Genomic DNA, 25,798 nt, shown 5'->3' with positions numbered 1-25,798 from the left:
GTGCGTGCGGGGGTTTATGTCGGTGCGTTGATCGTCGTGGCCGGGGTGGTGGCGTATCGGCTGGTCGTCGCCGTCAAGGTCGCGGTGGCAATGAAGGCGGACGTCGCCGTCCGTGAAGGGCTGACCGTCGAGGAGCTTGGCTGTCTGGCCGGTGGGCGGCGGCGGGTCGTGACGGCCGTGCTGGCGCGGATGCATGCGCAGGGGCGGATGTCCGTCATCGACGGCGGTGATCGGGTCGTCCTGCATGACGGGGCTGCGCGGGGCGGCGTGGAAGGGGCCGTCGTCAAGGCCGCCGGCGTCGCGCGAAGTGAGCGGGCCGGGAAGCTCGTCGCCGAGGTCGCCAGGAGCGGTGCCGTCCGGGAAGTGGAGGAACGGCTGTGCGGCGAAGGGCTCTTGGTCGGCTCCGCGCTGTTGCGCAAGCAGTATCGGGCGAGACTGCTGCTGTGGTGTGCGGCCCTTCTCGCGCTGGCGCCTACCGCCTATGAACTCATCGGCGGCGACCCGCACCTCTGGTGGACCGGCCTCGCCCTGGCCGTCCTCGCCGCCGCACCCGCCGCCCTCGTCAAGCCGACGGAGGAACGCGTCCCGCACCGCGTCCGGTTCACGCTCGACCTCCTGCGCGGCGAACGCGAACGCCCCGCATCCTCCCGCCCGCCGAACGCCCTCACCGCCCTCGCCGTCACCCCCACCGGCACGCTCGCCCTCTCCGGCCCAGCCGCCGTCCAGGATCCCGAGCTCAGGGCTCTGGCCGCCGCGGAGACATGGCGCGCCGGAGACCGGCCCCTCTGGGGCGACTCCGGCCTCGGTACGAGTGCGTACGGCGGCGGTGGTGGTTGCGGGGGTGGTGGGAGCGGCGGCTGCGGGGGCGGAAGCCAGTAGGCACCGTCCTCGTCAGGCTCCCGGTTGCGAAGATCCGCGAACGGCCGAGGTGAACGCCGTCCAGTTGCGAGGGCCGTTTCGCGAAAGGGTTGTGAGAACGAAGATCAGAGGCAAGCCGGACAGGCTCCAACAAGGGTCCGCGATCTCGCAGACCTCTCATTTCTGCGTACCGTCGCCTCGCCTCCGAGGTGTGCGATCCATGGAGCGGACCGAATCCCCTGTGTGCTCGGCGTGCTGGCCCGAGGAGCAGGCAGGAGCGATGACGTGATCGAGATCCGCTGTTGTGGTGCCCGGTTCCCCGAGGCGTGCACGGATGAGGTAGCCGACCTGGAACCGGCTCTCGGCTCCGAAGGTCTCCATGATCTCGGCGATGTGCTTTCGGCATGTCCGCACCGACATGCCGAGTCGGCGGGCGATGACTTCGTCTTTCATGCCTTCGGTCAGCAGGCGGACGATGGCCTGCTTGGCTTCGCCGGCCAGAGAGGGGCTGCTGAGGTGCCCGGGGCGGTATGGGGTGGCAAGGACCCAGGCGTGGTCGAACACGGAGCAGAGGTAGCTGACGGTAGCGGGGTCACTGATGATGACTGCCCCGTCAGGTTCTTCGTGGTGCGGGATGAAGACGGTTCTCCGGTCGAAGGCGACCATCCTGCCGAACAGGTCACTGAGGGTCCGTACCTGTGCCCCGGAGGCCAGTAGCCGGTCTACGTGCCTTTGGGTCGCGTCGTGATAGCGGGCCGTGTGCTGGTACAGGGTGTGCATCCGCACCCCTCTCTGAAGTGCCCCCCGTTCGCCCGCATAGGCGCGCTCGATCAGGCTGTAGGGCTGCTCCCGACTGGGTTCGCAGGCAAGTACCTCTTCCTGGCAGCGGGCCAGAGCGTCGTCGATCAGGTCGACGACGGTCTTGAGGTCCCGGACCTCGTGCGCGGTCGCACCGGCGCCCGTGGCCTGCCGCCCCTCGGCGAAGACACTCTCCAGGAAGTCGTACTCACTGCGGAGCTCTTCAGCGCGGGCCAGCTGGTTCCGCAGAAAGGTCTCAGCCGGGGTCAGCGCGCTCGCTGCGGCAGCCTGAGGCGCGACGGGAACAACCCGGGGCTCTTCTCCCGGACCTGCGGGCGCCGTGCGCAGGAGATGCCGCTTCACGAGGGCCTCGACAGCCTGCTGAACCTCCTCAGGCGGCAGGTTGAGCGTCGCGGCTGCCGCAGGCACGTCCACCCAGCCCTCGCGTGAGGCCCAGCGGTAGATGCTGATCTCGGTCTCGTCCAGCCGCCGCACATCCCACATGCCCGCGTTGTCCATATTTACCCCCTGGAAGTTTGCTGCATGCAGCTTAGTGCGGGGCTATAACGCTGGACCAGGAAATCCGGGAACGACAGCCTGAAATGGCACCAAGGCCCCGGGAGAAACCGCCCGGGGGGACGATCATTTTTCGCCAGTTCCAGATTCCGGAACGGCCGAATCCACGGAAGAGCTACAAGTACTGAGCCGCCTCCCTGAACTGACGTCAGGGAATCTGATTTCCGTGGGCGGGGAGGGAGCACTGCTTCCCCGCCCGCGGAGGCTGAAGTTCCGGATCGCCTCTATGGAGGAGCTGATGAACCGACCTCCAGGACCGGTCGGCGGACGCCTCGCCGGCAACGGCCCCGCGTACGACCAGGACCGTCTTGGCTTCATGACCAGCATGTCCCAGGAGCACGGGGCGATCTGGTCTTTCGACCGTCATATCGTGGTCGCCGCCGACCCGTCCCTGGCCGGGGAAGTCCTTCTGCGGACCAACAGAGATTTCGGCGGGGAAGTGGACTTCCTGCACCGAAAGCAGAAAGAAGACGCAGCCACGCAGCAGCAGTGGATGTCGTCCCGGGCTGCGCGCATGCGCGGTATGCGCCCTGCCGCAATGCAGGAAAAGATCCCGATGATCGCCGCGGAGATGCGCAAGGCGATTCCGTCGTGGAAATCCCACGGTGAAGTCGATGTGGTCGCGGAGATGCGTTCCCTCACCTCCAGGCTCGGATCGATGATCTGTTTCGCCGAGGACGCTCACCTCACGGAGGGACTGGAGCAGGAACTGTTTGATTCCCTCCTCCCGGTCATCCGCAGCCTCATCGCTCTTCCTTCCTGGCTTCCGCTTCCCCGTCACCGCCGAGTGGCCCGCGCCAACCAGGCACTGGAGAAGGGCATCGCACGGGTCATCGAGGTACGGCGGCGGGACGACCGGACCGAGGGTGACGATCTGCTCGGCGTGCTCATGAAGCCGACAGGGAGGCATGGACGCCTGTCCGACAAGGTCATTCGGGAAACGCTGGCCGCCACGTTGCTGGCAGCACAGAGCGCCCCCTCATCGGGGTTCGGATGGACCGTTCACGAACTGGTCAAGCGCCCAGACGTCCAGGAGCGCATCGCCGCGGAAGCCACGGCCGTGCTCCCCGCGTCGGGCGACATCAGCCATGACCACTACAGGAAACTGGAGTTCACCGCCCGCGTGGTCAAGGAGGCACTGCGTCTGTGGCCGCCGAACTGGGTGTACGCGCGCCACACACTCAAGGAGACGGACCTGGGCGGCTACACCCTGGCACCGGGCACAAAGGTCATGGTCCCCTCCTACGTCATCCAGCGCGACGCCCGCTGGTTCCCCGAGCCGCTGCGCTTCGACCCGGACCGCTGGCTTCCGCAGGGCACGGGCACGGCTGCCCCGCAGTACGCCTACCTGCCCTTCGGGGCCGGTCCCCTGGTGTGCATGGGGCTCTCCTGGAGCCTCATCGAGATGACACTGGCCGCCGCACTGCTCGTGCGGGACTTCCATCTTGCCGCTGTCCCCGGATCGGCTGTGGTCCCCGATCCCTCCCGGGAACTGACGCCGAGCGGACTGCGCGTTCGGCTGACACCACGGCCGGCTGTGCCCGGTGACGGCGTCCGGCATACCGCCGTCCTTGCGCCTGAGCCGACCGCACGATGCCCGATGGCCCTGGGCAAACCGCGATGAGCGAAGCGACCACCTACCGGAAACTGCTGGCCAACCGTGAGTTCACCGGGCTCTTCGCCGCCCACTCGGTCTCGATTCTCGGGGACGTCCTCAGCAAAGTCGCCTTGTCCGTGCTGGTCTACGACCGCACCCGCTCGGCGTTCATGACCGCGCTCACCTTCGCGCTCGGCTTCCTGCCCCAGGTGCTGACGGCAGCGCTGGCTTCTGCCGTGGTGGACCTGCTGCCCGTACGACGCATCATGCTCATCGGCGACACGATACGGCTGCTGTGCGTGTTGTCCATGACGGTGCCGGGGATACCTGTCTGGGCCCTGCTCGTGCTGGTCACCGTGTCCGGTGCCCTGACACCCATGTTCCGTGCAGCCCGGCAGTCCATGCTGCCGGAGATCGTGGGGATGGAGGGATACGTCCTGGCCCGGTCGATGTTCTCCGGAACCGTGCAACTCGGCCAGACCCTCGGATTCGGACTGGGCGGCCTGCTGCTCGTCCTGGTCACACCGAGGACCGCGCTGCTCCTCGACGCCGCGACGTTCGTCTTCTCCCTCACCATGGTTCTCCTGATGGTCCGGCCCCGACCGGCCGCCGCCCAGCGCTCCGCGCACACAGGCGGCATCATCCGCGCGACGACCCGGGGCAACTGGGCCGTTCTCGGCGATCCGGCGTTACGCCGTCTGCTGCTCCTGCAGTGGATTCCGACCGCACTGCTGGTCATGCCCGAAGGGCTCGCCGCCCCCTACGCCGACGAGCTCGGCGGAGGTACGGCGGCAGTGGGTCTCCTGCTGGCCGCCCCTGCGGTGGGAACCGTGCTCGGAGAAGTCATCGTCGCCCGCTGGATGAGCCCGGCGGCGCGTGTGCGCCGTATCCCGCTGCTCGTCCTGGTCGCCGCGGGCCCGCTCATCGGCTTCGCCATCGGCCCCTCCTTGCCCGTGGCGTTGGCCCTGCTGTTCCTCAGTGGTATCGGCAGCGCCTTCGTCCTCCCGCTCGACCAGCTCTTCGTCGAGCGGGTCCCCGTGTCCCTGAGGGGACGCGCGCTGACACTCAGTGGCGCAGGCTCCATCGCGGCACAGGGCACAGCCCTGGCCGCAGGCGGCCTCCTGGCGGAATGGCTTTCGCTGTCCTGGGTGTTCGCCGCCGCCGGAACCGCGTCCCTCGCCTCGGCTGCCCTGCTCTGCGGACGCCGCCACTGGCGGCGATCCGGCCGTTCTGCGCCCATGGCCTCGAACCAGCCGCCCCTGCCCGTCGACAGTTAAGGATTCCCCCGTGTCCACTGCCTCCACGACCTCGGTCGGTGACGCGACCTGGTCCCATCTGCCGCCGGCCGTCCCCCTCGGCCTCACCGCCGATGCCGCACGCCTCGGGGCCGAAGTCGACGCGCTGTCCGGGTTCACCTGGCGGCCCAACCGACCCGTGAGTCAAGACGGTCTGGGAACGGAGGACGCCTTCGACTGGAAGATCATCCCCCTGCGGAGCCCCACGGGCAGCCTGCACCGCACGGACCCGGGCGGAGCCGGTCTCGAAGACCATCTCGACACCGCGGCACTGGACCGCTGCCCCTACCACGCCGAGGTCCTGGCGCAGATCCCCGCCCCGCTGCACAGCGTCCGCCTCATGGCCCTCGGCCCGGGCGCCGAGACACACGAGCACCGCGACGGACGGACCAACTTCCCCTGGGGTTCCCTGCGCCTGCACATCCCCGTCGTGACCCAGCCCGGCGCCGAACTCATCGTGGGCGGCCAGACCTACCACTGGGAGGCCGGACAGCTGTGGTACGCGGACTTCGACCGTCTGCACATCGCTCGCAACCGCAGCCCGCGACGTCGTATCCACCTGGTGGTGGACTGCGTCCCGACCCCCGCCCTCATGGCCCTCTTCCCTGATGGCTTCCGCGCCCAACTGCCGTGGGCAGACGTGCTGATGGCCCGCCGAGAAGCGCCGTTGCCGACAGCCGAACAGGAAAGGCTCCGCTGTGAACTCGACATACCCGCCACGTTCCCGGACTGGTCGGACGACTCCGACGCCGACCCCGCTGACAGCCTGCCCGGGGCTGTGGACATCATCGCGGGCCGTCTGACGTTGTGCATCGCGGGTGAACCACGCTTCGGGCTGGTTCACATCGGCAACGCCGAGTTCCGGCTCCAGGGGTGGACAGACGAGCGCACCCTCGTCCTCGACCTTGAACGCCCCGACCCCACGGCTCGTTTCCGGGTGCGCTGCGGCCGGTCCACCGACGAGCAGATCAGGAAGGTACGCCGACCCGACCAGGACCGAAAGCAGTGCTGAAGTGGAGCGTGGTCGCCGCTGCCGGAGTCATCGCCGGAGCAGCCACTGTCGTCCTACTCCAAGGACATGTTCAGCAGCGACGCCTCGGCAAGGTTCACCAGCCTCTTCCTCGACCGATGTCCGGCTCCCCGCCGGTTCAGGCACGCACCAGGCCGCCCGCGTGGTGATCTCCCGGTATGGCCCTGATCACCGTGATCCGCGAACGGCCGAGGTGAACGCCGTCCAGGCGGAGCGGGTGATCAACAGCACCGGGCCGTCAGGGTTCTTGCTGTCTCGGACGGGGACGGTGGCGGGAGATCCGGGGGCCACCTCGACGCAGTTGCCGCCGTTTTCTCCGCTGTAGCTGCTCTTGATCCAGGTCGTCGCGCTGGCTTCGTGGCTGGCCATGGTGCCCGTACCCTTCCATCGCGTCGCCGATGAGGGCGATAGTCTCGCGGGCCGACATGACGTCCGCCCTGAGCACATCATAGGTGTGGGCGTGACGTGCGTAGACGGCCGGATCGCTGTTGAAATGGCCCCGGTCGAGCGACTCCGAGTACACCCACCGCTCCCCGTCGGGGAGTTCGATCAACGACATGGAGACGTTGGGGCGGAGCAGCTCCGGATAGCTTGCCGGTGCTACCTGAATGCGGATGTTGGGCCGCTTCGCGAGGTCCAGCAGGGCGGCGCACTGGTCCCGCATGACCTCCGAGCCTCCCACAACGTTGCGCAGACAACTCTCGTCCATCACGACGACGTACGAGGGCCCGCCCTCCGCCATGAAGCGCTGCTGTCGGCTGAGCCGAGCCCGTACACGCTCCTCCAACTCCTCACCCCGAGCCACACGCGCGAACAGCGCCCTGGCGTACCGCTCCGTCTGCAACAGGCCCGGAATCAACCGCTCTTGATACTCCCGAAGCGACACAGCCACCGCATCCATCTCAGCCCGTCGCCGGAACCAATCCGGATGCTCCACCTGCGGATACCAGTCGATGCGCCCCCACAGCCGCAGCAACACCCCACCCGTGCGCAGCAATTCATCGCACAGCTTGGCGAACGTGTCGGTCGGCACGCGCGTGCCCGCCTCCACCCGCGCGACATGCGACCGGTCGCACGGTATCTGTGCGGCCAGTGCCTCCTGGGTGAGGTCCGCCGCCTCGCGGAAGTGACGCAGAACCTCCCCGAATACGGCAGCCGTACTGGCCCCCGAGCCACCCTCGGCGTTGCGTCGGCTCACGATGCCCCCCTCCCAACCCTCCGTGACAGTGGTCGAGTGTCACGCGTCGAGCATTGATACGGACGATTCCCCTAAGCCACGCTCGATACACCGAGAGTGACGAACGGGAGGGTGTATGGAACCGGGAACGCTCCTCTACGACCGCCGCATGCGCCGGGTCGGTGAGTACCAGGACCGGGTGGGGCCGTACGTGATGCTGCGCCCCGTCGGCGGCGGCCGGGAGTGGCAGGCGGATCCGGAGGCGGTCCGGCCCGCGACCTTGGAGGAGCGGTTGAGCGCGGAGGTGCGGGCCGCCAACAGCCGTTCGCGGACAGGCATGTTGACGTCGTACCCGCTCGTGACGATCGGCCCGCCGCCCGAGCCCGTTCCCGGCTGCGCCGACTGCGCTGAACTGGGCGCGCGGCGGGCGCTCGCGCGGGCCGCCGGTGACGGCAGCGCGGAGACGGACGCGGACGTCCTGCTCGCCCGGCATCAGAGGCGGGAGCACGGCGGGGGCGGCCGGCGGCTGTTCCGGTACGTGCCGTACGCGATCGTGCCGGACACGTCGGCCCGGCCGGAGTACGAGGCGTGTTGTGTGTCGGGCGGCGAGGGCGGGTGCGGGGCCTCCTCCGGGCCGTGCGAGGGCCCGGAGGAGGTCGCGGAGTGGCAGCGCGGGCACGCCCAGGAGACCCGGCATCTGCGCTACCGGCGCCGCATCGCGGACTATGTGGTGCTGGAGCCGGTCAGGAGCCTGCTGCCTGGTTCCACAGGTCGCACTTGTGATCCTCCGGGAAGCTCGTCGACGCCGTGATCACCTCGGGGGCGAGCACCTGGACCTGCGGGTACTGGCTCCAGCGCGGGGCGTCCGCCGCGTACGGGACGCCGGTGTGGGCGAAGGCGGTCCAGTAGCCGAGCATCCTCGCGGCGAGGGCGTTTTGGGCGGGGGTGCCCGAGACGCCGCCGAAGACGTACCGGATCTCCGAGCCGTGCGGGGCGCCGAGCGGGAAGCTGACCGGCAGGTTGAGGTAGTCCATGGCGTGACGGTCGGCGAACTCGTACTGGTATGAGCGGGTGTGGCTGGCCATCAGCCGCGCGGTGCGTGACTGGAGGCAGGCGAACTGGGAGTCGGTGAGGATCGCGCCGAGGGCCTCGGCGGGGGTGCCGTACTCCGCCAGCGGGTAGCGGGCGAGGACCGCGTCGGCGCGGACGCCGTAGAGGGCGCGGACGGCGACCGGGTAGCCGGCCGCGGTGAGTGGGCGGCCGGCGAGGTCGTACGTCGTCGCCACGGTGAGGCGGCCCTCGTCGGCGGTGGTGCCCTGGAGGACGGGGACCCGGTGGAAGCGGCCCTTCTCCAGCGCCTCGGGGATCTGGAGCGGCAGGACGCGGCCGTCGACGTTGGGGACCCAGCGGGCGCCGGGGTTCTGCGCGGCGGTGAGCAGTGCGGAGGCCGGCTTGGCGCGCAGGCAGGCCACGTCGGCGCAGCCCAGGGTGTCCGCCCAGGACGTGCCGGTGTGCTGCTGGGACTGCTGGGTGGGCAGCGGGAAGCCGCAGCCCGACTGGGCGATGGCGCGGTGGAACAGGCCACGCGCGCGTGGCGAGACGAGGTGCTGGCAGACACTGCCGCCGCCCGCGGACTCCCCGAAGACCGTCACCTCGCCGGGGTCGCCGCCGAACGCCGCGATGTTCTGCCGCACCCAGCGCAGGGCCGCCTGCTGGTCGAGGAGGCCGTAGTTGCCGGAGACGCCCTCGGGCGATTCCTCGGCCAGTCCCGGGTGGGCCAGGTAACCGAAGGCGCCGAGGCGGTAGTTGAGGGTCACGACGATGACGTCGCCGCGGGCGGCCAGCTCACTGCCGTCGTAGAAGGTGCCGGAGCCGATGGTGAAGCCGCCGCCGTGGATCCACACCATGACGGGACGCGCGCGCGGGGAACGCTCGGCGGGGGCATGGACGTTGAGGTAGAGGCAGTCCTCGCTGGGGGTGCCGGGACCCGCCAGATCACCCCAGGGGGTCGATGAGTTGGCCTGCATGCACGGGTTGCCGGGCGTTGTCGCGTCCCGGGCGCCCGTCCAGCGGGCGGGCGGGGCGGGCGGCTTCCAGCGCAGGTCGCCGACCGGGGGTGCGGCATACGGGATGCCGAGATAGGAGTACGCGGACTCCCCCGCCTCGCCCCGCACTTGCCCGTACCGGGTGGTGACGGTCGGGCTGTCCGGTTCGTCGGCCGCTGCGGCAGGCACGGCACCCACACCGGCCGCCGCCAGCAGCAGCGCACCCGCCAGCACCCCCCGTAAGCGGCGCGTCCAGAACCATGACGAGCGGTACGGAATCCTTGCCTTGCGTCTGCTGAACGGACCGGACATCGGCACCTCCGGATACGGAGTCGGGTGGTGACACGGACACCGCAGTGTCGACGCCGTCACGCACCCCGCGTACCGCGTAAATCACCAGTGCCGTAGCCCCGCACTCACCGCAGCCGCGACGACGACAGGATCGACAGCAGGTGGGCCGGGACCATCACCCACGTGATCACCGCGAGCGCGCCCAGGGCCCAGCGGGTCGGCTCGATGCCGCCCGTCGCCGCGTCCGCCAGCGCGGCGATCAGGAGGACCAGGGACGCCTCGATGCCGTTGGTCACGCGGTGGATCTTGAACGCGGCGGCGATGCGGCGCACCGTGGCGACGCCCTGGGAGCGGGGGCGGGTGGACTCGTCGTCGGCGACGGCGAGGCCGCGGCGGGCGCGGGCCACGTCCACCAGGTCGGTCGAAGCCTTGAGCAGGACCACACCGAGAGCCGTGGCCACACCGATCGACAGCCAGCCGCCGACGCCCGACTCGGCGGCACGGTACCCGGCGCCCGCCATCAGGGCTGCGTCGGCGAGATACGCGCCGAGGCGGTCGACGTAGATCCCGGCGGCGCTGTTCTGGCCCTTCCAGCGGGCCACCTCGCCGTCCACGCAGTCGAAGAGGAGGAACAACTGCATCAGGATCACGGCGAGGACGGCACCGGTCAGGCCCGGGATCATCAGGGCCGCCCCGGAGGCGACCCCGCACACCACCATGGTCCAGGTCAGCTGGTCCGGCGTGACCGGGGTGCGGACCAGGTGGCGGGTGGTGCGCAGGGAGATCCGGCGCATGTAGAGCCGCCCGGCCCAGTGTTCGCCGTTCCGGCTCGCCATCTTGGCCTGCGGCTGGCAGACCTCCCGCAGCTCGTGAAGTGCCGGAGCACCCATCACATTCCTCCCAGCCCAGCCCAGCCCACAACTGCCGCCCGTGCGGCGATGATCGGGCCAGGGTACAGAGCCGCCAGGACACACTGAGCACATGGACTCGATCACCCCGGCCACCGCCCGCACGTGGCTCAGCACCGCCCTCACCGAGGCCCGCACCGGTCTCGCCGAGGGCGGCATCCCCATCGGCGCCGCCCTCTACGGCGCCGACGGCACGCTGCTCGGCCGCGGCCGCAACCGCCGCGTGCAGGACGGCGATCCGTCGCTGCACGCGGAGACCGCCGCCTTCCGCGCGGCGGGACGGCAGCGCTCGTACCGGGGCACGACGATGGTGACGACCCTCTCCCCGTGCTGGTACTGCTCGGGCCTGGTCCGCCAGTTCGGCATCTCCCGCGTGGTGATCGGCGAAGCGGTCACCTTCCACGGCGGCCACGACTGGCTGGCCGAGCACGGCGTGGAGATCATCGTGCTCGACGACGCCGAGTGCATCGCGCTGATGCGGGACTTCACCGAACGTCATCCACAGCTGTGGAAGGAGGACATCGGGGACTGACGGCTACGGGCGCTCGCCCCGCTTGTCCACCACGGCCCGCTCCAGGACGGCGAAGCGGCCGGTCACCTCCCCCTTCTCGAAGCCACCGGGCAGGTCCTCGACGGCGACCTCGCGCTCACCGAGGAATTCCTTGGTCTTCTTGTCGAAGATCAGCTCGACACGCTCCCCGTCGTCGATCCGGGCGACCGCGACGCCGTGCCGGCCCGCCGCGTCGACCGCGTCGTCGACGACGAAGACACCGGGGATCTTCGCCGCCGCCCGGTAGAGCGCGGCGGCCTGGGCCGGGGGCACCAGGGACTCGCGCGAGAGATCGCCGACGAGGAAGAAGTTGGCCTCGTCCTTGCTGTTGCCGCCCTCACTGACGCTGTTCAGCCACTCGTACATCTCGTCGGGGTCGGTGGGGAGGGTCTGAAGGTGGCGGTAGTTGGTGTTGGACGGGATGCCGGGGGTCTGCTTCTCGAGCGGTTCGTGGTCGGACCGGACGTGAGGGGCGTGCAGCATGCCCTCGCGTGAGCCGTCCACCGACAGCCAGACCTCCCGCTGGTGGACGGGCTGCAGTCGCGCGGGGCCGTCGCCAGTCTGCGTGGTCCAGCCGCCCTTGCTCCTGATGTACACGAACTGGTCGTCCCTGACATCGGTCGGCGCCTGCGCCTTCTCCGCCGCCAGTGCGACCTCTTCCAGCAGGGACACGGCCTCCTTCGAGGCGGCGGGAGTGGACTCACCGGACGGCAGGGCGACGGTGAAGGTCGCGACCACAGCCGCGGCCGCGGCCGCCACCAGAGCGGGCCTCCGCCACCTGGGCGATGTACGTGCGGGGGCGGGCGGGGCGGTGTGCCGGATCTCGGTCATCAGATGCTCCTTGAGGAGTCGGTGACGGCCCGGCGGAAGGTCTCTCTCGGGAAGCTGGGTCATCGGTTTCCCTCCGTGATGGGCCTGACCGCGGTGGTGCGGTCACCCTTCATCTGTCCGTGCGCTTGGGGGGGTTCCATATGTTTCGCGAGCTTTGCGCGCGCCCGGGAGAGCCGGGAGCGTACGGTGCCGATGGGGACGCCGAGGGCCTCTGCGGCGGCGGCGTAGTCGAGGCCGGACCACACGCACAGCGCCAGCACCTCGCGTTCGGGGCGGCGGAGCTTCTCCAGGGCGGTGCGGACGAGCGCCAGCCGGGCGGTGTCGTCCAGCCGGCCCGACACCTCGTCCGCGAAGTCCCGTACCGCCTCGTCGCGCGGCAGCCGGGCGATCGCCGCGGCGTGCCGGCGGGCGGCGCGGCGGGTGTTGCGGGTGACGTTGGTGGCGATGCCCAGCAGCCAGGGGCGCAGGGAGCCGCCCTCCTCGTCGAGCTTCGCGCGCAGCCGCCAGGCGTCCAGGAAGGTCAGGGAGACGACGTCCTCGGCGGTCGTCCAGTCGCCGGTGAGCCGGTAGGCATGGTTGTAGACGGAGCGCGCGTACGCGTCGAAGAGGTCGCCGAAGGCGTTGTGGTCCCCCGCACGGATGCGTCTCCGCAGATTCGTGTCCACGTCCCTTGTCTGTCCGGACGACGAAGGCCGGTTCCCGTGACTCAGGTCACAGAAACCGGCCTTCCGCGGCGAGCGAGCGGCAGGGCTGTGCTCAGAAGCCCACCGACGTCAGCGCCCCCAGCCCCACGTCCGCGTACGAGTGCTTGCCCGAGACGAAGATGTTGACGCCGTAGTAGTTGAAGAGCCAGCAGCCGAAGGCGAGGAGGGCCAGGTAGGCGGCCTTGCGGCCCTTCCAGCCTGCGGTGGCGCGGGCGTGGAGGTAGCAGGCGTAGGCGACCCAGGTGATGAAGGACCAGGTCTCCTTGGGGTCCCAGCCCCAGTAGCGGCCCCACGCGTCGCCCGCCCAGATCGCGCCCGCGATGATCGTGAACGTCCACAGCGGGAAGACGGCCGCGTTGACGCGGTAGGCGAACTTGTCGAGGGAGGCCGAGGCGGGGAGGCGTTCGAGGACCGACGTCGCGAAGCTGCCGGGCTTGCCGCCGGTCGCGAGCTTGTTCTCGTAGGAGTCCTTGAACAGGTACAGGATCGTGGTGACCGCGCCGAGGTAGAAGACCGCGCCGCACAGGATCGCCGTGGAGACGTGGATGTACAGCCAGTACGAGTGGAGGGCGGGAACCAGCTGGTCGCTCTCGGTGTAGAGGACGGTGACGGCGAGACCGAGGTCGAGCAGGACCGTGGTGATCAGGAACAGCCCGATCCAGCGCACGTTCTTCTTCAGGGCGAGGAGCAGCAGGTACACACCCACCGCGACCGTGGAGAAGGTGATGTTGAACTCGTACATGTTGCCCCAGGGCGCCCGCTGCACGGACAGCGCCCGGGTGAGGACGCCGCCGAAGGCCAGCAGGAAGCCGAGCACCGTGAGGGACACGGCGATACGGCCGTAGAGGTCGCCCTGCTCGTCGCCGCCGTGGGCGCCGGGGCCGTCGGGTACGTCGCGCGTGCCCGCCGCGGCCCGGACGACGACCTTCGGCCGCTCCAGTACGGCGGTGCCGCCCGCCTTCTTCACCGTCACCGCCGGTGCCTTCCGGCCCTCCGCGCGCGGAGTGAGCGCGGCGGCCGTGCGGGCGACCTTGCTGCGGCTGCCGAAGAGCCATTCGGCGATGTACGCGAAGAAGGCGAGGGTGTAGACGGCCATCGCGGAGTAGATGAGCACATTGCTCATCTCCGCGAGGCTCTCGTTGGTCGCGGTGGCGAGAGTCACGGCTGCTCAGCCCCTTCGGCAGGTACGGCCTGTTCGGATGTCTTCGGGGAGGTGTCGTCCGGTTCGGGGTCGGCCTCGGGGGCGCCCGGGGCCTGGTCGTAGAGGATTTCGGCGAGGTCGCCCAGTTCCTCGGGCACCTTCGCGGACTCGCTGCGGCCGAGGCCGGCCATCTCGACGACCGCCACGCCGTCGGCGCCGCGTACCGCCCGCACCCAGACCCGGCGGCGCTGGATGAACAGGGACGCCGCGAGGCCGCCGATCGCGGCGATCGCGCCGGCGAGGGCCCAGCCGCCGCCCGGCTCCTGGACGACCTGGAAGCCGGCCCACTCCTTGATGTCCTTCTCGAAGGTGACCGAGCCGGCGCCGTTCGGGAGCGTCATGGTCTCGCCGGGGGTGAGCAGCTTCTTGAACAGCTCGCCCTTGGCGTCCTTGAACTCCTTCATCTTCGTCTTGTCCATCTGGTACACGCTCTGCGGAATGCCGGAGTCGGCCTTCAGGTCGCCGTGGTAGGCGTTGAGCGCGAGCACCGGATAGTCCAGCGCGGGGAACTGGGAGAGCATCGTGCCGGTCGCCGAGCCGCCGAAGGTGGGCACGAAGAACGCCTGGAAGCCGAGCTGTTCCTTCTTGCCCTCGGGGTTGCGGTAGCCGTCGAGGACCTTGACCACACCGGAGGAGGTGACATTGCCGTCGAGCGGGAGCAGCGGCACCGCGTCCCGGAAGACGACCTTCCCCTTGCCGTCGCGGACGGTGACGACGGGCGCGTAGCCGTGGCTGACGAGGTAGACCTTCGCGTCGCCGATCTCCAGCGGCTCGTTGACCTTGACGGTGGTCTTCTTCTCGTCGCCGTAGGCGCCCTCGCTGTAGGTGAGGTCGGCCTCGTAGGTGCGCGGGGTGCCCTTGTTGGGGCCGGTGCGCTCGTAGGTGCCCTTGAAGTCCTTCAGGTCGAAGCTGAACGACTCCAGGTCGCTCTCGGAGAAGAGGTTGCCGGACTTGAAGTCGTCGTACTGCGTGAGCGTGTTGGCGAAGCCGCTGCCCTCGACGATCAGCTTGTTGCCCTCGTACTTGAACAGCTGGCCCCAGGCGAAGGCGATCAGCATCACGATCAGGGCGATGTGGAAGGCCAGGTTGCCGACCTCGCGCACATAGCCCTTCTCGGCGGCGACCGCGTCCCCGGCGACGTGGGCGCGGAAGCGGCGCTTCTTCAGCAGTGCGAGGGCCGCCTCGCGGACCTGCTCGGGCTCGGCCTCGGTGCGCCAGGTGGTGTAGGCGGGCAGCCGGGTCAGCCGCTTGGGCGCGCCCGGCGGTCGGCCGCGCAGCTGGCCGACGAACTGCCAGGTGCGCGGGACGATGCAGCCGATGAGTGAGATGAACAGCAGGATGTAGATCGCGGAGAACCACACCGAGCTGTAGACGTTGAAGAGGCCGAGCTTGTCGTAGATCGGCGCGAGGACGTCGTGCCGCTCGCGGAAGTCGGCGACCTTCGTCTCGTCGATGCCGGTCTGCGGGATCAGCGAGCCGGGGATCGCGCCGAGCGACAGCAGCAGGAGCAGCAGCAGCGCCACCCGCATGGAGGTGAGCTGCCGCCAGAACCAGCGGGCCCAGCCGATGACGCCCAGGGAGGGCAGGTTGGGCAGCTCCTCCTTGGGGGCGGTGGACAGCTGGGAGCCGGCGGCGCCCAGGTCCTGGTCGTCACCGGCCTTCGTGGTGTCGTCGGTCGTGGTGTTGCTCATCGGGTCAGATCCCCACAGTGAAGCCGTTGGACCAGGTCTGCATCTGCGCCACCAGGCTGTCCCACGCGCCGGTCAGCAGCAGCACACCGGTCAGGATCATCATGGTGCCGCCGATGCGCATGACCCACACGTAGTGCCGCTTGACCCAGGCGAACGCGCCGAGCGCCTTGCGGAAGGCGACGGCGGTGAGCACGAAGGGCACGCCGAGCCCCAGACAGTACGCGACGGTCAGCAGGGCGCCGCGTCCGGCGCTCTCCTGCTGGGCGGAGAGCGTCAGGACGGAGGAGAGGGTGGGGCCGATGCAGGGCGTCCAGCCGATGCCGAACAGGGCGCCGAGGACGGGCGCGCCGACGAGCCCGGTCGCCGGGCGCTTGTGGAAGCGGAACTCGCGCTGGGTGAGCCAGGGCATCAGGCCCATGAAGAAGACGCCCATGAGGATCATGAAGACGCCGAGGATCTTGGACAGGACGCCGGACTGTTCCTGCAGGGTCTGCCCGAAGTAGCCGAAGAAGGCCCCGCCGGAGACGAACACGGCCGTGAAGCCCAGCACGAACAGGGAGGCGCCCATCACCATGCGCCCGCGCCGGGCCTCGGCGAGGTCGGTGCCGGAGACGCCGGTCACGTAGGAGAGGTAACCGGGGACGAGGGGCAGGACGCAGGGCGAGAAGAAGGAGATGAGGCCGGCGAGCAGCGCGAGGGGCAGCGCCACCAGCAGGGCGCCGTTGAGGACCGTGCCGTTGTACGACGGGTCGGCGGCGAGCGTGTGCAGGGCCGTCACGTCACTTCTCCGCGACGACCGGCTTGAGCATCTTCAGCAGCCGTTCCTCGCTGAGCGGCGACAGCGAGCGGGCGGCGATCCTCCCGTCCCGGTCGAGGACCAGGGTGGAGGGGATCGCCTGCGGGTTGAGCGTGCCCTTCTCGAAGCGGAGCATCAGCTTGCCGGTCGGGTCGTACAGGCTCGGGTAGGGGACGTCGAAGTCCTTCTCGAAGGCCCGTGCGGCGGTGATGTTGGTGTCGCGGGTGTTGATGCCGACGAACTGGACGCCCTGGTCGGCGTACTCGTTGGCGACCTTGGTGAAGTACTTGGCCTCCGCGCGACAGGGGTTGCACCAGGAGCCCCAGACGTTGAGGACGACGACCTTGCCCCTGTAGTCCGCGACGTCGAGCTGCTTGCCGTCGACGGTCTTGCCGGACAGCTCGGGTGCGGCGGCGCGTTCGCCCTTGTCGGCGGTGGCGATGCCGTCGGTGCCGGTGACGAAGTTGGTGTTGCCGCCTCCACCGGACGTGCCGCCCGAGCCGCACGCGGTGACGAGCAGCGCGGCCACGGCGGCAGCGGCGCTCAGGGCGGCGCGGCGGCGGACGGTCACACGGCGGGCTCGGCTTGCGGCACTCATGTGAAAAGTTTCGCATGCCCGTTCAGGGGATCTTGCGCACCCCCCTGGCGGGCGGAAACCCGCATTTCAGGCGGCGCCGCCCGTCAGCCGCTTCCAGCCACCGGCCGGTTCCTGGCCCACGTCCAGCGTGCGGAGCCGGTCGAGCACCTCCGGCTTCTGCACGTCCAGCCAGTCGGTGAACTGCCGGAAGGAGACGAGCCTCACGTCGCCGCCCTTCTCTTTCTCCCGCGCGATGTGCTTGAGGGCCTCCTCGACGGCGTCCATGTAGATGCCGCCGTTCCACTGCTCGAAGTGGTTGCCGATGAAGAAGGGGGCGCGGTTCGTCTCGTATGCCCGCTTGAAGCCGGATATGTACGCCTGGGCGGACTGCTCGCGCCAGGCCGGGTAGTTGTGGGCGGGCGCCTTGGTGGAGTTGAGGGACTGGTTGGCGAGCATGTTGTAGTCCATCGACAGGACCTCGAAGGAGCGGCCGGGGAACGGTATCTGCTGCAACGGCAGGTCCCATATGCCCTGTTTCTTCACCGGCCAGGTCTGGCGGCCGCCGGGCGAGGAGGCGTCGTAGCGCCAGCCGAGCTCGCGGGCGACGGGCAGCAGGTTGTCCTGGCCGAGCAGGCAGGGCGTACGGCTGCCGACGAGTTCCTTGTCGTAGTCGAAGGGCAGCGACGGCAGATCGGTCCAGCCGGTGTGGGTGCGCCACTGCTTCACGAACGCCTTCGCCTGGTCGATCTCGCTGCGCCACTGCTTCGGCGTCCAGTTGCCGACACTGCCGGAACCGGCGCAGAAGTGGCCGTTGAAGTGGGTGCCGATCTCGTGGCCCTCGAGCCAGGCGCGGCGGATGTTCTTCAGCGTGTCCTTGATGTGGTCGTCGGTGAGGTAGCCGATGTCGGACGCGCCGCGCGGGTTGTTCGGCGGGTCGTAGAGCCGCTTCTTCGACTCGGGCAGCAGATACAGCCCGGAGAGGAAGAAGGTCATGGACGCGCCGTGCTCCTTGGCGAGGTCCAGGAAGCGCGGGAAGAGGCCGTTGCCGACCTCGCCGGCGCCGTCCCAGGAGAACACCACGAACTGCGGCGGGGTCTGACCCGGCTCCAGCGGCACGGGCGCGTCGGGCTGGTGGGGCTGCTTGCCGGTGAAGGAGGTGGAGCCGTCGCCGATCGGGCGGGCGGTCCGCGTGGGTTCGGGCTTCCTCCCCGGCCCGTGGCCGTCGCCGCGGGAACCGTCGGCGTGGGTCGAACCGTCCGAGCCGGTGAGGCCGCCGCAGCCGGCCAGTGAGACGGCGGCCGCGGCGCCCGCGCCGAGTCCGAGCATTCCCCTGCGGGTGAGAGTGCGCATGGCCTCCCCGTTCGTCACATCATCTGCTGGTCACCCAGTCAGAGGGTGTGACGGAGGGGGAGGTTCCTCTCAAATGGGGAGGTTCTGCAACGAACGGGACACAGGGCGCGTGCCTTGTACGCCGCCTTGTACGCCGCTCTATGCGCCGAACGCCTTGTCCTTCCCCTTCACCCGCTTGGCGCCCGCCAGCAGATGCGCGGGGACGAGATCGCGGGCCGGCTCGCTGTAGCCGACGGAGACGATCCGGTCGCCCTGGTAGGTGAAGGTGGTCAGCGAGGCGAGCGTGCACTGCCGCTTGCGCGGGTCGTGCCACAGGCGCCGCTTCTCGACGTAGGAGCGCACGATCCAGATCGGCAGCTGATGGCTGACCAGCACCGCCTCGTGCCCGCGGGCCGCGTCCTTCGCCGCGTTCAGCGCGCCCATCATGCGGATGACCTGGTCGACGTACGGCTCTCCCCAGGACGGCTTGAACGGGTTGACCAGATGCCTCCAGTTCTCCGGCCGGCGCAGGGCACCGTCGCCGACGCCGAAGGTCTTGCCCTGGAAGACGTTGTCCGCCTCGATGAGCCGCTCGTCGGTGACGATGTCCAGGCCGTGCGCCTTGGCGATCGGCTCGGCCGTCTCCTGCGCCCGCTCCAACGGGGAGGCGACGACATGGGTGACATCGCGGCCGGCGAGGTGGTCGGCGACCCGGTCGGCCATGCGCCGGCCCAGCTCGGAGAGGTGGTAGCCGGACAGGCGGCCGTAGAGGATGCCGTCCGGGTTGGCGACCTCGCCGTGCCGCATCAGGTGGACGACGGTCAGCTCGCTGCTCGGGTTCGCGCTCACGCGGTGGCCTCCGCTGCCGCTCGGGCCGCCGCCGGGAGGGCGTCGGCGATCCGCTGGACGGCCCGCTCGTCGTGCGCGGTCGAGACGAACCAGGACTCGAAGGACGACGGCGGCAGATAGACGCCATTCTCCAGCAGGCTGTGGAAGAACGCGGTGAAGCGGAAGGACTCCTGCGCCTTGGCGTCCTCGTAGTCGCGCACCGGCCGGTCCGTGAAGAAGACGGAGAACATGTTGGAGGCGCTCTGCAGGGTGTGCGCGACGCCCTCCTTGGTGAGCGCCTCGCCGACCAGCGTCTGGATCTGCGCGGAGACCGCGTCGATCCTCCGGTACGCCGCGTCGTCGAGCAGCCGCAGCTGGGCGAGCCCGGCGGCGGTGGCGACGGGGTTACCGGAGAGGGTGCCGGCCTGGTAGACGGGCCCGGCGGGGGCGAGGTGCGCCATGACGTCGGCGCGCCCGCCGAACGCCGCGGCCGGGAAGCCGCCGCCCATCACCTTGCCGAAGGTCATCAGGTCGGGCCGCACGCCGTCGACGCCGTACCAGCCGGCGCGGCTGGTCCTGAACCCGGTCATGACCTCGTCGGAGATGTACAGCGCGCCGTTGCTCGCGCAGGCGTCCTTGAGGCCCTGGTTGAAGCCGGGCAGCGGCGGGACGACGCCCATGTTGCCCGGCGAGGCCTCGGTGATCACGCAGGCGATCTCGCCGGGGTGCGCGGCGAAGGCGGCGTGCACGGCGTCGAGGTCGTTGTACGGCAGGACGATGGTGTCGCCGGCCTGGGCGCCGGTGACGCCCGGGGTGTCGGGGAGGGCGAACGTGGCGACACCGGAGCCGGCGGAGGCGAGCAGCGAGTCGACGTGGCCGTGGTAGCAGCCGGCGAACTTGATCACCTTGGTGCGCTGCGTGAAGCCGCGGGCGAGGCGGATGGCCGACATGGTGGCCTCGGTGCCGCTGGAGACGAGCCGCACCTGCTCCAGGGGCTCGATGCGGTTCACCATCTCCTCGGCGAGCGCGACCTCGCCCTCGCCGGGCGTGCCGAAGGAGGTGCCGCGGGCGACGGCCTCCTGGACGGCGGCGATCACCTCGGGGTGTGCGTGCCCCAGGATCATCGGGCCCCAGGAGCAGACGAGGTCGACGTACTCACGGCCGTCGGCGTCGGTCAGATACGGGCCGCTGCCGGACACCATGAACCGGGGCGTGCCGCCGACGGCACGGAAGGCACGCACCGGTGAGTTCACGCCACCGGGAGTGACGGCGGCGGCACGATCGAACAGCGCCTGCGAGGCGGGGGCTTCGTATGGATAGGGCAGTGCGCTCATGACCTGCGACTTCTCCGACCTTCTGGCGACTTCTGGGGCCCCCGGACTCCGGGTGCGAGTGACGTGTCAAGGGTAGGCCAGGGCCGGGAACGGCCCCGCATCCGCGGTGATCTGCGAGACTGACGTCTGATACACACAGCTCACGGGGGCAGGGGGTGCGCGAGGGGCCGGTAGGTCGCGAAGATCCCGCGGGTGGATGTGTGAACCGCACGTTTCGGCGGGCGGCCGTGGGGGAGGTCACTGACACGATGATCGGGTTGCGCGGCGGGGGCCGGGCGTCCTAGAAAAGCAGTCGGGTGGAGATATGCATCGCGGTGGCGGACTGGGCGAGGGGACTGACGACCTGGGTCCTCGGCGTGCCCGGCGGGGAAGGCACCGACGCGAGGCGCAGCACGCGGACGACGCGGCGAACGCGGCAGGCACGGACGCCGCAGGCATGGACGAGGCACGTCAGGCATACGGTCAGCCCGGCGAACCCGAGCGGCTCGACGGACGTATACACGGACGGATCGAGCGGCTGGGACCGGGACCGGGGAGCAGGAATGGTGGTCGGGTGGGGGTGACGTACAAGTACTTCGGCGCGCCGGACGGCGCCACCGCGGCCCGCGTCCCGATCTCGATGCGCCCCGAGGAGCTCGGCGGCGACGAGCTCGGCATGGGCGGCATGTTCACCAAGATCAAGCCGGAGACCATGGCCGCCATGGTGCTGACGGGCATCGAGGGCGTCCCCTTGCACAAGGTGCCCCCGCTGGAACTGGTCGTCCTGCACCCCGACTACGCGGTGGTCAAGCTCCCCATGACGGTCGTCGACCCCCTGCGCGGCATCGGCGAGGAGGCGGTCGGCGCGGCAGCCTTCATCTGGTCCACGGTCCCGGACCGCGGCGGCCCGCGCGACGCGTTCAACGTGTACCAGCTGCTGCACGAGTGGCAGGACTTCTCACACCGGCTGCATGAGGCGGGGCATCAGCCTTATTGCCTGGTGTGGCCCTGAGCTGGGGTTTCGTGAGGGGCGGGCGGGGTCTTCGGGCCTCGCCCTTGTGCTTGCCGGGGAGGGGCCGTCAGGCGGCCAGGGCACATTGAGGGCACATTGGTGCAGCCGAGGCACTGATGCGCCGTGGGCTTCTGGTGCTGGCTACTGCCTGAAGGCGTCGTCGATCATCTTGTGGGTCCGCGTCTCGCTGGACGACAGCGGGTGCGTGTACGTCCGCAGCGTGAAGTCCGGGTCCGAGTAGCCGGCGTACTCGGGTTCCCGCCGGTCAGTCGCTCGGCCCAGTCAGCCCCCGTGGCCCCCCTGACGGGCGATCCTCATCCAGAGAACCGCGAGGTCGGCGATGGCGTCGAGGTGCAGGCAGCCGCCTCGCGCGCGCCAGGGTCGGATCGGTGTCGGCGACGCTCACGTCGCTAAGGCGACCGTGCTGTTAACTGAGCTCGCTGAGCAGCGTCGGCCCGCGCTTTCGCAACAGGTCTTGGCGGCTTGGCCTACTGCAGGCCCTGATGGCGTCGCTCTGCCTCTTGGTCTTCCCGCCGGGCGTCTGCCTCGTACGACTCCGCAAGCCCTTTGAGCAACTTCCGGGTTCGCGGCCACGCGCGTACGCGTTCGGCCTGCTCCCGGAAGGACCGGGCCAGCTCCGTCTCCTGCACTCCACCGTCTAGGAGCCCTCGGCTGGTCACACCTCGTTTGTTGTAGATGCCAATGCTGAGACCGCTTTCGAGATCGTTGCTATTGATCTCTTCAAGTAGATCTCGGACAGCTTCCGGAACTTGCAGGTCGTCCTGGTCGCGCGGCGCGAAAGCAAGGACCTGACCGATCTGCACGTCACCCACCCTGGCGCGATCCCTGGAAGCCAATTCTGCCCGTGCCGTCATGACCCACGTGCGCAGCGCAACCGGGTCGAGGGTTCCGTCGGCCTTAAGCCCTGGACACGTTCGCAGCGTGCGAAGGGCTCGGTATGAATGGTTCGCAATATTGCGCCTATTCTCCTTTTCTACGGCATCTACCGTATCTTCGTCAGAAGCGGTGCTGGGACGGAAGGACCACGTCACCAAATCCGCGAACGCCTCAGGGTCCTCGACAAGCGTCTTGTGGAGGATTGGAGCCTTAGCGTCGAATCCGAGCGCAGGCAAGAGTTGCCACTCCAGCCTGAGGATGCGTTGACGCCCGACCTGCTCACAATGCCGTGCCAGCAGCGTGAATAGATCCTGGAAACGTGAACTGAGTCGCCTGATCTCAGGATCGCTCAACCTAGCTTCGATGAGGTCTTCGAGCCCGGTGACGACAATCTCAGCGGCCTCTGGAGCACTCCCTTCCTTGTCGTAGAGGAGGATGAGGTCCAGCGCGGCTGCAGGACGGCCTGCACCCAGCAGCGACCGGGCGGCATCAAGCGCTCGTGGGAAATTAGAGCCGAGCCCAAAGTAGGAGAACTCGCGCCAATAATGTCCCGCTACTTCCGGACTGAGTTCCGAGAGCTTGGACCACGCGGCGGCTGGTTCTGGGGCGAGTCGCAGGATCACTGCCTGAACATGCGGAAGCTCTGTAAGAGAAAGAAGCCTGTCGCGGAGATCATTCCCCCGAGCCCACATACGCCGACGCAGGTACCCAACTGCAACCTCCTTGGCTGGTGAGGCGTCCTCCTCAAGCCAGGACAGCAGCTCTTGGTCATGGTCATCGGAGTGCTCGGCAAGAGCGATGCCCACCAGGTCGGCGAACTCGGCTACGGAAGCCAGCTCGACAAGAGCCGTCAGCCCTCCATTCACGACTATCTCCCCGACTGCGGCGGCCCGCCGGGCGAGGAGTTCCGCGTCGTAGGCAGCGAAGTCGTCACGCCGCCTGATGTCGCCGAGCGTGATCCAACCGGATTGGAACAACCATGCGTATCGCCTCACCGGATTCCGAGGCTCCAGCGCTTGACATGCGGCTTGGAGGGGGGCCAGCTCGTCCGCAGGAAGCGCCCACGCGGCGTCCGCATACTCTTGGTGGCGGGCGACCTGGTCGCGCAGTGCGCGGTGGAGAACCGCGCGCTGATCGTCATCTTCCAGGTCGCCGCCCAGTTCAGTCAGTCCTCGCGCGACCTCAGCGCGGTGTTGGGGAGGGAGAACGTCGATTTTGCCGATCAGTTCGGCATACAGCTCGGGGGCAGCGTTGACCTCGTCCAGGAGTAGGTCGACCACGGCGGTGATCACACTCCATCGATCATGCGGGGTGACGACGGGGTCCCTTTTCCAATCACGGAAGCGCGGACCAGGATGGCTCATCTGTATAGCGTGACTGTCAGGAATGAGCTGGAGGAGCAACTTGCGGCCGAGTGCTGGCTGTCTCCGCACCAGACGTCGGATTACCCTTATGCGGTCCTCGGCAAGGGCGGTCGTGTTTGGAGCCCATGCGCTGAGAATCCCCACCAGACTCGCGAGGGGACGATTCGAGAGCCGGCCGCCCGGGTCCACGACAGCCAGCGCAGTCAGTACGTCGACTGCGTCATCGAGGTGCTCCGGAGACCACGCCAGGCTCTCCAAGGACCACAAGAAGCTTGTATGGGGAGAGCTGGATCCAAGCCCCATGTTGTCAGGCTGGTTGTCTGTGAACATGGCGGTGTGAAGCGGCGTGGTGCCGCTGAGGCCCTCGTGCACGGCTTCCATGAACTCCTCCGGAGCGGCCTCAGCCAGCAAAGTGAGCACGTCGCCCAGGGAACGCCACAGGCTATACGTGTCATCAGCATTGGCCCGTTTCAGCAGATCACGAACTAGCAACCGTGCCCACCGATCGCCCGTGGCACCGCCCGGGCCCCGTAGGTCTGCGCCCAGGGTGCCGAGGAGGGCGAGCGACTGGGCGAGCCCGGCGCGAAGGGTGTGTGAGAAGCACCGTCGTACGCCCATCACCCCGGCCTTCCACTTTTCACCAGGGTCTAGGTCGAGGGTCGGATCTGTTTCAGTCAGCACCTCCAGGACTACCCTTCGGAAGAATTGAAGATCGTCACTGGTGAGAGACGTACCGAGCAACGCCCAGGCATCCTCGGCGGCGAGCACATGCCAAATTCCTTCCTGATAGCCAAGGAAGGGGATGTCGGCCCCGGCGGCGAGCTCCCGAGCTCGCTCCTGCAACTCGTCGTACTCAAGTCCCGAGCACTGCCCAACCACACGGCGGTCTTCCTGATTGTCTCCGGCCCAGGAGTTCACCAGGAGCAGCCGTCGGCGGACCACATCGAGAGTGGAGACCCGCTCCGTTGTGAGTGGCTCCGGGTGGTGGGCCAGGGCTCGCCGTAGCGCAAGCAGGCTGCGGCGACCGAGCGCGCCGAGTCGAGCCGCACGCTCACGCGGCATGTCGTTGGAGAGCAGCAGGGACTCGATGACTTGGCTGTGAAGCCTGGGTACCTTCACGTCGCACCGGGCGCCCGGCATAGCCGCCCACACCAACTGGTGAGGCTGCTGCTGCGGAATGTCCCGCGCGAGGGCCGGGTCGGCGAGGACCAGGATCAACGGCTGGCGCTGCGTAACCAGTTGCTCAATACCACTCTTGTCGGAAACAAACAGGACCCGCGCACCCACCTGAGTGGCCCCCAGGATGCCTTCTTGTTCTAGGGCAGCGGCGACGAAAGCGCAGACTTCATCGGGACGCAGATCACCACCTAGCGTGGTTACCGACCGGCCGGTGGCGAGGAGGGCACCAAAGTCGGCGGCTGCCTTCTCTCTTCCTGCCAGCACCACCGTTCGGTCCAGCGGGATGCGCGTCGACAGGAGCCAACTGTCCGTCCACCACGAGTCCAGAGACCGCACGCCCGGCAGTGCCTTCCCCAGCCGGGCAGCAAGCCATGCCGTGGTGGCCGGCGCTTGCTCCAGCCATAGGTCGATCCCGTCGAGGTTGTACCCACGTACCTCCCGCCACCGACCATCCTCGGTGTGACGCTCGGCCCAGGTTCGAGCATCTCTCCACGTGTCAAGGACGACTTCTACGTAGGTGACGTCTTGGGTCGCGAGCCCCTTCGGGCCTTTGATCCTTTTCTCGTAGTCATCCTCGGCCTTGCTATTGCCGCCGCCAACAGACAGCTCCCACACCGAAGTTCCCTCGGGCACGAACGCCGACGGTCGCGACGCTGTGACGATGCCGTCGTATCCCCCGACGGCGGTTCCGGACCCGCCGGGCATGTCCAGCGATTCCAAGCCGCTTGCGGTCTCGGCTATCAAGCGCCTAATCAGCAGCGGGAGGACGGTATCGAAGCCCGCGTCACCACGTGCCTTGCGAAGATCGTCACGATCAATTGGCGGCCACACAGTCATGCTCCGACGGTACTGCTACCCACTGACACTCCCTTCGGCTTCAACTCCGTCGACGCCATCGTCGTCCGCCTCATGCTCATCCACAGACCGCGGTTCGACATCATTCGGCGGCCT

22 protein-coding genes are annotated in these 25,798 nt (G+C 68.8%); 7 read left to right on the top strand and 15 right to left on the bottom strand.

Annotation, left to right across the window (positions count from 1 at the left end):
* Positions 1-36: 36 nt before the first annotated feature.
* Positions 37-879 (top strand): TIGR04222 domain-containing membrane protein, encoded by an 843-nt coding sequence (locus tag N4P33_RS01250; protein ID WP_260824309.1) that lies wholly within the window; start codon positions 37-39, stop codon positions 877-879.
* Positions 880-1,035: 156 nt separating this feature from the next.
* On the opposite strand, the gene N4P33_RS01245 is transcribed toward N4P33_RS01250, so the two are convergent.
* The gene (locus N4P33_RS01245) at positions 1,036-2,175 is read right to left on the bottom strand and encodes a LuxR C-terminal-related transcriptional regulator (RefSeq protein ID WP_260824273.1); all 1,140 of its coding nucleotides are present in this window, start codon (positions 2,173-2,175) and stop codon (positions 1,036-1,038) included.
* A 283-nt stretch (positions 2,176-2,458) separates the two neighbouring features.
* Here N4P33_RS01245 and N4P33_RS01240 point away from each other — a divergent pair, with 283 nt between their 5' ends.
* The 3 genes from N4P33_RS01240 to N4P33_RS01230 are packed head-to-tail and all read left to right on the top strand — an operon-like array spanning position 2,459 to position 6,136.
* Positions 2,459-3,856, top strand: a complete 1,398-nt coding sequence (locus tag N4P33_RS01240; protein ID WP_260824272.1) for a cytochrome P450 — start codon at positions 2,459-2,461, stop codon at positions 3,854-3,856.
* On the top strand, positions 3,853-5,106 hold the full coding sequence (locus tag N4P33_RS01235) for an MFS transporter (protein WP_260824271.1): 1,254 nt from the start codon (positions 3,853-3,855) through the stop codon (positions 5,104-5,106). The genes N4P33_RS01240 and N4P33_RS01235 overlap by 4 nt, the downstream gene beginning before the upstream one ends.
* A 10-nt stretch (positions 5,107-5,116) precedes the next feature.
* Entirely contained in the window at positions 5,117-6,136 is a 1,020-nt protein-coding gene (locus tag N4P33_RS01230; protein WP_260824270.1) for an aspartyl/asparaginyl beta-hydroxylase domain-containing protein, read from the top strand.
* A 186-nt stretch (positions 6,137-6,322) separates the two neighbouring features.
* Here the strand turns inward: N4P33_RS01230 and N4P33_RS01225 are convergent, their stop codons facing one another.
* Together N4P33_RS01225 and N4P33_RS01220 are read right to left on the bottom strand one after the other, a co-directional pair.
* A complete protein-coding gene (locus tag N4P33_RS01225; RefSeq protein WP_260824269.1) occupies positions 6,323-6,445 on the bottom strand; it encodes a DUF397 domain-containing protein in 123 nt (40 codons plus the stop codon).
* A complete protein-coding gene (locus tag N4P33_RS01220) occupies positions 6,393-7,352 on the bottom strand; it encodes a helix-turn-helix transcriptional regulator (protein WP_260824268.1) in 960 nt (319 codons plus the stop codon). Before N4P33_RS01220 ends, N4P33_RS01225 begins: the two co-directional genes overlap by 53 nt.
* Before the next feature lie 115 nt (positions 7,353-7,467).
* Here N4P33_RS01220 and N4P33_RS35505 point away from each other — a divergent pair, with 115 nt between their 5' ends.
* Positions 7,468-8,142 (top strand): hypothetical protein, encoded by a 675-nt coding sequence (locus N4P33_RS35505; protein WP_313904426.1) that lies wholly within the window; start codon positions 7,468-7,470, stop codon positions 8,140-8,142.
* Here N4P33_RS35505 and N4P33_RS01210 read toward each other — a convergent pair.
* Both N4P33_RS01210 and N4P33_RS01205 read right to left on the bottom strand, forming a co-directional pair.
* Positions 8,075-9,688 carry a carboxylesterase/lipase family protein gene (locus tag N4P33_RS01210; RefSeq protein WP_260824267.1) on the bottom strand — a complete coding sequence of 538 codons (1,614 nt, stop codon included), beginning with the start codon at positions 9,686-9,688 and terminating at the stop codon, positions 8,075-8,077. The two genes, N4P33_RS35505 and N4P33_RS01210, sit on opposite strands and share 68 nt — an antisense overlap.
* Before the next feature lie 104 nt (positions 9,689-9,792).
* Positions 9,793-10,557 (bottom strand): CDP-alcohol phosphatidyltransferase family protein, encoded by a 765-nt coding sequence (locus N4P33_RS01205; protein ID WP_260824266.1) that lies wholly within the window; start codon positions 10,555-10,557, stop codon positions 9,793-9,795.
* A gap of 91 nt (positions 10,558-10,648) precedes the next feature.
* On the opposite strand from N4P33_RS01205, the gene N4P33_RS01200 reads away from it, so the two are divergent.
* Positions 10,649-11,107, top strand: coding sequence for a nucleoside deaminase (locus N4P33_RS01200; RefSeq protein ID WP_260824265.1), 459 nt, complete (start codon positions 10,649-10,651; stop codon positions 11,105-11,107).
* 3 nt (positions 11,108-11,110) lie between these two features.
* Here N4P33_RS01200 and N4P33_RS01195 read toward each other — a convergent pair whose 3' ends face one another.
* The 9 genes from N4P33_RS01195 to hemL all read right to left on the bottom strand — a co-directional run bounded on the left by N4P33_RS01195 (position 11,111) and on the right by hemL (position 20,416).
* Positions 11,111-12,019, bottom strand: a complete 909-nt coding sequence (locus tag N4P33_RS01195) for a CU044_5270 family protein (RefSeq protein ID WP_260824264.1) — start codon at positions 12,017-12,019, stop codon at positions 11,111-11,113.
* On the bottom strand, positions 12,016-12,621 hold the full coding sequence (locus N4P33_RS01190) for an RNA polymerase sigma factor (protein WP_260824263.1): 606 nt from the start codon (positions 12,619-12,621) through the stop codon (positions 12,016-12,018). Before N4P33_RS01190 ends, N4P33_RS01195 begins: the two co-directional genes overlap by 4 nt.
* A 91-nt stretch (positions 12,622-12,712) precedes the next feature.
* Positions 12,713-13,822 (bottom strand): c-type cytochrome biogenesis protein CcsB, encoded by a 1,110-nt coding sequence (gene ccsB, locus N4P33_RS01185; protein WP_260824262.1) that lies wholly within the window; start codon positions 13,820-13,822, stop codon positions 12,713-12,715.
* Positions 13,819-15,552 carry a cytochrome c biogenesis protein ResB gene (locus N4P33_RS01180; protein ID WP_260824261.1) on the bottom strand — a complete coding sequence of 578 codons (1,734 nt, stop codon included), beginning with the start codon at positions 15,550-15,552 and terminating at the stop codon, positions 13,819-13,821. Before N4P33_RS01180 ends, ccsB begins: the two co-directional genes overlap by 4 nt.
* A 4-nt stretch (positions 15,553-15,556) precedes the next feature.
* Complete coding sequence (locus tag N4P33_RS01175; RefSeq protein ID WP_260824260.1) at positions 15,557-16,330, bottom strand: cytochrome c biogenesis CcdA family protein; 774 nt, start codon at positions 16,328-16,330, stop codon at positions 15,557-15,559.
* A 1-nt stretch (position 16,331) separates the two neighbouring features.
* The gene (locus tag N4P33_RS01170; protein WP_260824259.1) at positions 16,332-16,946 is read right to left on the bottom strand and encodes a TlpA disulfide reductase family protein; all 615 of its coding nucleotides are present in this window, start codon (positions 16,944-16,946) and stop codon (positions 16,332-16,334) included.
* A 66-nt stretch (positions 16,947-17,012) separates the two neighbouring features.
* On the bottom strand, positions 17,013-18,251 hold the full coding sequence (locus tag N4P33_RS01165; protein WP_260824308.1) for a hypothetical protein: 1,239 nt from the start codon (positions 18,249-18,251) through the stop codon (positions 17,013-17,015).
* 162 nt (positions 18,252-18,413) lie between these two features.
* Positions 18,414-19,061, bottom strand: coding sequence for a histidine phosphatase family protein (locus N4P33_RS01160; RefSeq protein WP_260824307.1), 648 nt, complete (start codon positions 19,059-19,061; stop codon positions 18,414-18,416).
* A 38-nt stretch (positions 19,062-19,099) separates the two neighbouring features.
* Positions 19,100-20,416, bottom strand: coding sequence for a glutamate-1-semialdehyde 2,1-aminomutase (gene hemL, locus N4P33_RS01155; RefSeq protein WP_260824258.1), 1,317 nt, complete (start codon positions 20,414-20,416; stop codon positions 19,100-19,102).
* 304 nt (positions 20,417-20,720) lie between these two features.
* On the opposite strand from hemL, the gene N4P33_RS01150 reads away from it, so the two are divergent.
* On the top strand, positions 20,721-21,407 hold the full coding sequence (locus N4P33_RS01150; protein ID WP_260824257.1) for a hypothetical protein: 687 nt from the start codon (positions 20,721-20,723) through the stop codon (positions 21,405-21,407).
* 488 nt (positions 21,408-21,895) lie between these two features.
* On the opposite strand, the gene N4P33_RS01140 is transcribed toward N4P33_RS01150, so the two are convergent.
* Positions 21,896-25,684 carry a hypothetical protein gene (locus N4P33_RS01140; protein ID WP_260824256.1) on the bottom strand — a complete coding sequence of 1,263 codons (3,789 nt, stop codon included), beginning with the start codon at positions 25,682-25,684 and terminating at the stop codon, positions 21,896-21,898.
* Positions 25,685-25,798: the final 114 nt, after the last annotated feature.

Source organism: Streptomyces sp. 15-116A, from assembly GCF_025290915.1.
Taxonomy (GTDB): Bacteria; Actinomycetota; Actinomycetes; order Streptomycetales; family Streptomycetaceae; genus Streptomyces.
The sequence above is the reverse complement of the archived record's forward strand: the minus strand, read 5'-3'. Positions and strand labels throughout refer to the sequence as shown.

What these genes read in the sequence shown, in the direction of transcription:
- N4P33_RS01245 (WP_260824273.1), bottom strand. Translation starts at nt 2,175, where the DNA reads ATGGACAACGCGGGCATGTGGGATGTGCGGCGGCTGGACGAGACCGAG.
- N4P33_RS01240 (WP_260824272.1), top strand. Translation starts at nt 2,459, where the DNA reads ATGGAGGAGCTGATGAACCGACCTCCAGGACCGGTCGGCGGACGCCTC.
- N4P33_RS01235 (WP_260824271.1), top strand. Translation starts at nt 3,853, where the DNA reads ATGAGCGAAGCGACCACCTACCGGAAACTGCTGGCCAACCGTGAGTTC.
- N4P33_RS35505 (WP_313904426.1), top strand. Translation starts at nt 7,468, where the DNA reads ATGGAACCGGGAACGCTCCTCTACGACCGCCGCATGCGCCGGGTCGGT.
- N4P33_RS01210 (WP_260824267.1), bottom strand. Translation starts at nt 9,688, where the DNA reads ATGTCCGGTCCGTTCAGCAGACGCAAGGCAAGGATTCCGTACCGCTCG.
- N4P33_RS01205 (WP_260824266.1), bottom strand. Translation starts at nt 10,557, where the DNA reads ATGGGTGCTCCGGCACTTCACGAGCTGCGGGAGGTCTGCCAGCCGCAG.
- N4P33_RS01200 (WP_260824265.1), top strand. Translation starts at nt 10,649, where the DNA reads ATGGACTCGATCACCCCGGCCACCGCCCGCACGTGGCTCAGCACCGCC.
- N4P33_RS01195 (WP_260824264.1), bottom strand. Translation starts at nt 12,019, where the DNA reads ATGACCCAGCTTCCCGAGAGAGACCTTCCGCCGGGCCGTCACCGACTC.
- N4P33_RS01180 (WP_260824261.1), bottom strand. Translation starts at nt 15,552, where the DNA reads ATGAGCAACACCACGACCGACGACACCACGAAGGCCGGTGACGACCAG.
- N4P33_RS01170 (WP_260824259.1), bottom strand. Translation starts at nt 16,946, where the DNA reads ATGAGTGCCGCAAGCCGAGCCCGCCGTGTGACCGTCCGCCGCCGCGCC.
- N4P33_RS01165 (WP_260824308.1), bottom strand. Translation starts at nt 18,251, where the DNA reads ATGCTCGGACTCGGCGCGGGCGCCGCGGCCGCCGTCTCACTGGCCGGC.
- N4P33_RS01160 (WP_260824307.1), bottom strand. Translation starts at nt 19,061, where the DNA reads ATGCGGCACGGCGAGGTCGCCAACCCGGACGGCATCCTCTACGGCCGC.
- hemL (WP_260824258.1), bottom strand. Translation starts at nt 20,416, where the DNA reads ATGAGCGCACTGCCCTATCCATACGAAGCCCCCGCCTCGCAGGCGCTG.
- N4P33_RS01150 (WP_260824257.1), top strand. Translation starts at nt 20,721, where the DNA reads ATGCATCGCGGTGGCGGACTGGGCGAGGGGACTGACGACCTGGGTCCT.
- N4P33_RS01140 (WP_260824256.1), bottom strand. Translation starts at nt 25,684, where the DNA reads ATGACTGTGTGGCCGCCAATTGATCGTGACGATCTTCGCAAGGCACGT.